This window comes from Frankia sp. Cppng1_Ct_nod (assembly GCF_920656135.1).
Taxonomy (GTDB): Bacteria; Actinomycetota; Actinomycetes; order Frankiales; family Frankiaceae; genus Protofrankia; species Protofrankia meridionalis.
In genome coordinates this window covers 1-5206 of record NZ_CAKKTK010000136.1, presented here as the reverse complement: position 1 = coordinate 5206, position 5206 = coordinate 1, and the positions used below count along the sequence as shown (strand labels likewise).

The window sequence follows — 5206 nt, the reverse complement described above, 5'->3', positions numbered from 1 at the left end:
CAGGGTCCCGCGATCACCGTCCGCCCAGTCTCCACGCGGCTCCCGACCAGGAACTATGCCAAGTGAACGCGGGCAGACAACACCATCTATCGAGTCGAACGCATGTTCCGCACCTCTGGTGGGTCCGGATGCCCGCCCTGGCCCGCCTTGTGACCACAATCGTGGCCGGGTCTCACTCGCCGCATGCAGCTGACCCGGCGAGGCGGACGGAAGGCCACCGGCTCACGTGCGAGCGAGCGGCATGCCAGGACGCCCGCTACGCCGCTGAACGAGGGATGACGCGGACGTCGAGGTCGGCGTCGAGAGCCTCGGCGAGCCGTTCCAGCACAGGCAGTGTCGGTACGGTGCCACCGGCCTCGAACCGCGCCACCGCCGACTGCGTCATGCCCGCCGCGCGGGCCAGTTCGGCCTGACTCCAGGCGCGCCGCTGGCGCAGCTCCCGCACCGACCTACCCAGCTCAAATGCCAGCCTGGCTGCCTGGTAGGCCTCGCGCGCGCCCGCCTCGTCCATCCGGCGTTCCCTCACCCCCACCCAGTCCGCCCGCTCAGCCATCGCCGTCACCCCCCTCGTCCTCGCCCACCGTGTGCGGCCCTGTCAGGCAGCGTGCCAGCGCGCGCCTCGCCCTGGACACCTCGGCGACCTCCCTCATCCGCGACTTGGCAAACACCGTCAGAAGCACCACCCTCCGACCCGGCGCGATCCAGTAGGTCACCCGGATCGCCCGGCCCTCCAGATGAAACCGCAGCTCCCGCAGCTTGCCGTCGAGCTGCCGCGTGTACGGCTCACCCAGCAACGGACCCTGCTCGGCGAGCAGATCCACGTAGAAAGCGGCCGTCGCGAAATGCGCGGTCGGCAGCCGTTCCAGCCAGTCCCGAACTTCCGGTTCCAGCTCGACGGTACCCCAGGTCATAGCGTTGACGCTATAGCCGCGCGACTGCGGTCCACCTGTCAAGACCGACACGGCCACCTGCCAGACCACGACACGCCGTGCACCAGCCGCGTCGATCTCCTCGGGCCACAGGTAGCGCATCCGGCCCGGGTACATCCGGACCGGCGCGCCGTCGGGGGGCTGTCAAGTTAACGGTTTGCGCCACGAGGCGCTGTGTTTCGAGTGGAGGTGAAAGACCTTCGCCTTCGGCCTGTCGCAGCAGGCTGGGGTAGCTGAGGGCAGCCTGATCCGGGTGGTGCCGGGGAGGGTGGGAGCAGCCCTGACAAAGCCGGGACGTGTCAGTACCGCCAGATGATGCGGGTCCGGCGAGCGAGACGGAGAGGAATACGCGAGGAACCGGCGTTTTACGTCCTTAAACTTTGGCACCGGCTCCAACCTGGTGGATATGGGCCGGGCGCGGTGCGTCCCTCGGTTTACCGTTGTCGAGGGAACTCGGGTGAGGTTTTCAGAAGCTGACCCGGAGGCCATGGGGAATGTCTGCGGCGTACCCATGGCGAGGCCGCTGGGACACAGTCGGGCTCCTACTCCGACAAACGAAACATGGTGAACGTGGGAACCACCTCGCACGGGTTCCCGGACGGCCAGCAGCCAGTCGGTCGACCGGGATAGGCGCACCGACCGCCGAACCGGTGGGGTGGGGCGGAGCCGCCGTAGTACTCCGAGCCAGGGAGAGCCTGTGCACATGGGGAAGGGCGGCAGCGGTATCGAGAAGGGATGGAGGCTGTGATGCCGAAAGACGCACCGCCGAATGGCGGCGCTCCGCGTGAGAGCGACCGTGAGGAAGCGTTCGCGCGGGTATCGGGGATGCAGGCCAAACTTCACCGTTGGGCGGCGGCTGATCCTGACCGCCGGTTCGATGACCTGTTCAACTTCGTGTATGACCCGGCGACGCTGATCGTGGCGTTTGCCCGGGTCGCGGGCAACCAGGGTGCCCGGACAGCCGGGGTCGATGGCCTGAGGGTCGCCGATATCCGCGAGGCCGGGGTGCCTGGGTTCCTAAACGACCTGCGTGCTCAGGTGAAAGCGGGCACGTTCCGGCCGTTGCCGGTACGGGAGCGTGTGATCCCGAAGCCGGGTGGGTCGGGGAAGGTTCGGCGGCTGGGAATTTCGGCGGTCGCCGACCGGGTCGTGCAGGCCGCGCTGAAGCTGGTACTGGAGCCGATCTTCGAGGCCGATTTTGAGCCTGTGTCGTATGGCTTCCGGCCCCGGCGGCGGGCTCAGGACGCGGTGGCCGAGATCCACTTCTACGGAACCCAGGGCTATCACTGGGTGCTGGACGCGGACATCGAGGCGTGTTTCGACGAGATCGGGCATGTCGCTTTGATGGACCGGGTCCGGCGGCGGATCAAGGACAAACGTGTCCTGGCGCTGGTCAAGGCGTTCCTGAAGGCTGGGGTCCTCACGGAACTCGGCGAAAACAGGGAGACGCACACCGGCACGCCGCAGGGGGGAATTATCTCCCCGTTATTGGCTAACGTGGCGCTGTCGGTGCTCGATGAGCATCTGCACGGCCCATGGAAGCCCGGCGGGACGATGTCCACCGAATATAGGCGCCGGCGCCGGCGCAGGCGAGGGCAAGGGCTTCCGACGTAGCGGCTGGTCCGTTACGCCGACGACTTCGTGGTGCTGGTGCACGGGGTCGAGTCCGACGTCCACGCACTACGCGAGGAAGTGGTCCAGGTGCTCACGCGGGTAGGGCTCCGGCTGTCCGAGGAGAAGACCCGCATCACGCATCTCGACAGGGGGTTCGACTTCCTGGGGTTCCGTATCCAGCGGCGCCTCAAACGAGGGACGAGCAAATCGCACGTCTACACCTTCGTGTCCGACCGGGCGATCCGGTCGGTGAAAGCGAAGATTCGGGCCTTGACCCCCAGGACATCGCAACGGGACCTGGAGTACGTGCTGACCGGGCTGAACATGGTCATGCGCGGGTGGGCCAACTACTTCCAGCATGCCGTGGCGAAGAACGTATTCGCCATGTTGGACAACTTTGCCTGGTGGCGGGTCGTCCGAATGTTGCAGGTACGGCACCACTGGGGATGGAAGGACGTCCGCGCACGGTTCACCACCCCAACGGGGCGGTGGCTGCCAATTAGCGCGGGCGGAACCGAACTACGGCGCGTCACGGCGAGGCCGGTCACCCGGTACCGCTACCGCGGCAGCCGCATCCCCAACCCCTGGGCACCACAACCCGTGTAACGGCAGACGCCGGGGAGCGCCCGTTGCGTTGAGAGACGCACGGCGGGTGCGGCGAGAGGCCATGGGAAACGGACTGGAAGCAATCCCGGCACCGCGCCCATGGCCTACTCAGCGTAGCGGGTGATGTTGGTGCTACTTCGGGACCACACCGCCTGGTTACCAGGGGTGACGGTCGGGTGGTGCTATTTGCGGCCGGCGGACAGGCGTCCGTCGAAGGTCAGGTCGAAGGCGTTGAGTGGCGCCTTCCAGCGGATTATCCACTTCTGTCGTCCCTGTCCGGTCGGGTCGAGGCTGATGATCGTGAGGTAGAGGTGCTTGAGGGCGGCTTGCTCGTTCGGGAAGTGGCCGCGGGCCTTCACCGAGCGGCGGAACCGTGAGTTCAGGCTCTCGATGGCGTTGGTCGAGCAGATGACGGTTCTGATCTCGGTGTCGAAGCGCAGGAAGGGGACGAACTCGGCCCAGGCGTTCTCCCACAAGCGGATGATCGCCGGGTATTTCTTCTCCCAGACGCCGGAGAACTCGGCGAACTGGTCGAGCGCGGCCGCCTCGGTCGGCGCGGTGTAGACCGGTTTGAGGTCTTTCGCGAGCGTGGGCCAGTCCTTTTTGCTGGCATACCGGAACGAATTTCGCAAAAGGTGCACGATGCAGGTCTGCACGATCGTCTGGGGCCAGACCTGGGCGACGGCGTCGGGCAGGCCGGTCAGGCCGTCGCAGACGAGGATGAGCACGTCGGCGACGCCGCGGTTCTTCAGGTCCGTGAGCACCTGCTGCCAGTGCTTGGCGCCCTCGCCGCCGGTGCCGGCCCACAGCCCGAGGATGTCGCGTTCGCCGTCGGCGGTGACCCCGATCGCGGCGTAGATCGGCCGGTTCGCGACCTGCCCGTCGCGGATCTTCACGACGATCGCGTCGATTAACACGACCGCGTAGACCGCGTCGAGGGGGCGGGCACGCCAGGCCTCCATCCCTTCGAGGATCTTGTCGGTGATCGTGGAGATGGTCTGGCGGGAGACCTCGGTGCCGTAGATCTCGGCGAGGTGCGCTTGGACCTCGCCGGTCGTGAGCCCCTTGGCGACCAGCGAGACCACGAGGTCCTCGACCCCGTCCAGGCGGCGCTGGCGCTTCGCGACGATCGCCGGGGTGAAGCTGCCGTCCCGGTCACGGGGCACGTCGACCTGCACCGGCCCGATCTCGGTGACCACGGTCTTCGTCCGGGTGCCGTTGCGGGAGTTCTGGTCGTTGCGCCCGGCCGGGTTGTGCGCCTCGTAGCCCAGGTGCGTGGTCATCTCGGCCTCGAGCGCGGTCTCCAGGACCATCCTCGTCAGCTTCCCGAGCATCCCGCCCGGCCCGGTCAGTGACAGCCCCTCGGCCTTCGCCTGGGCGACCAGGCGCCGCGCGAGTTCCTCGTCGAGTACCGGCGCCGCCGCGCCGGCGGTGCCGGCCCGGGGGCCGGCCTCGGTGCCGGCCGGTTGGTCCGTGATCGCCTCGATCGCCGGATCCGCCGTCGTTCTGGCCATCTGGTGCCTCCTCTACCTGCGCGTATGCACAGAGTGTCACATAGGAGTTACACCGTTGGTTTTACAGTCCCGCGCCGGAAGAGGGGATACAACACGGTGCGGTAGAACACCCCGTAGTACTGCATCCAGCCGCGGATGATCGGGTTGAGCCATCGCGCGAACTCCCCGAGGGTGTAGCCGATGTGCATGTGAATCCGCCAGGAGCGGACTTCCGCGCCCATCTTCTTCAGGGCAATCTTGCTGACCGCCGGAAGGAAGGACGTAAAGATCTTCCCGTGGCGGTCTCGTGCCGGGCGTTTCTGGAACGTGAAGCCGAGGAAGGTGAACGACGTTGCCACGCCTTCGACGCGGCGATTGCCTCTTCTGCAGTACACGATCCTGGTCTTGGTCGGGTGCAGTTGCAGTCCGACCTCCTCCATCCTGTTTCCGATCGCCTGAAGAACCACACGGGCTCGGCGTTCGGAGTCGCAATGCACGACCGCGTCATCCGCAAAACGCTCAAATTGCACGTCCGGGAAGTTCCGGGCGAGCCACTGATCGAAT

Annotated in this window: 5 protein-coding genes and 1 pseudogene; 2 read left to right on the top strand and 4 right to left on the bottom strand. The window is 66.7% G+C overall.

The window, feature by feature from the left end:
* Positions 1-256: 256 nt before the first annotated feature.
* The gene (locus tag NBW77_RS21680; RefSeq protein WP_131747449.1) at positions 257-553 is read right to left on the bottom strand and encodes a helix-turn-helix domain-containing protein; all 297 of its coding nucleotides are present in this window, start codon (positions 551-553) and stop codon (positions 257-259) included.
* Positions 546-1031: a type II toxin-antitoxin system RelE/ParE family toxin gene (locus NBW77_RS21675; RefSeq protein WP_242605935.1), complete on the bottom strand. Its 486-nt coding sequence runs from the start codon at positions 1029-1031 to the stop codon at positions 546-548. The genes NBW77_RS21680 and NBW77_RS21675 overlap by 8 nt, the downstream gene beginning before the upstream one ends.
* A 633-nt stretch (positions 1032-1664) precedes the next feature.
* On the opposite strand from NBW77_RS21675, the pseudogene NBW77_RS22640 reads away from it, so the two are divergent.
* Together NBW77_RS22640 and NBW77_RS22945 are read left to right on the top strand one after the other, a co-directional pair.
* Positions 1665-2708: pseudogene (locus tag NBW77_RS22640) on the top strand (reverse transcriptase domain-containing protein); the annotation flags it as partial.
* A gap of 60 nt (positions 2709-2768) precedes the next feature.
* A complete protein-coding gene (locus tag NBW77_RS22945; protein ID WP_502799512.1) occupies positions 2769-3149 on the top strand; it encodes a group II intron maturase-specific domain-containing protein in 381 nt (126 codons plus the stop codon).
* A gap of 182 nt (positions 3150-3331) precedes the next feature.
* On the opposite strand, the gene NBW77_RS21660 is transcribed toward NBW77_RS22945, so the two are convergent.
* Complete coding sequence (locus tag NBW77_RS21660; protein WP_242605934.1) at positions 3332-4663, bottom strand: IS256 family transposase; 1332 nt, start codon at positions 4661-4663, stop codon at positions 3332-3334.
* Positions 4664-4710: 47 nt separating this feature from the next.
* Positions 4711-5206: group II intron maturase-specific domain-containing protein (locus tag NBW77_RS21655; RefSeq protein ID WP_250280254.1), on the bottom strand; the 496-nt coding region annotated here is incomplete at its 5' end.

Coding starts and splice junctions, on each gene's coding strand:
- NBW77_RS21675 (WP_242605935.1), bottom strand. CDS start 1,031: ATGCGCTACCTGTGGCCCGAGGAGATCGACGCGGCTGGTGCACGGCGT.
- NBW77_RS21680 (WP_131747449.1), bottom strand. CDS start 553: ATGGCTGAGCGGGCGGACTGGGTGGGGGTGAGGGAACGCCGGATGGAC.
- NBW77_RS21660 (WP_242605934.1), bottom strand. CDS start 4,663: ATGGCCAGAACGACGGCGGATCCGGCGATCGAGGCGATCACGGACCAA.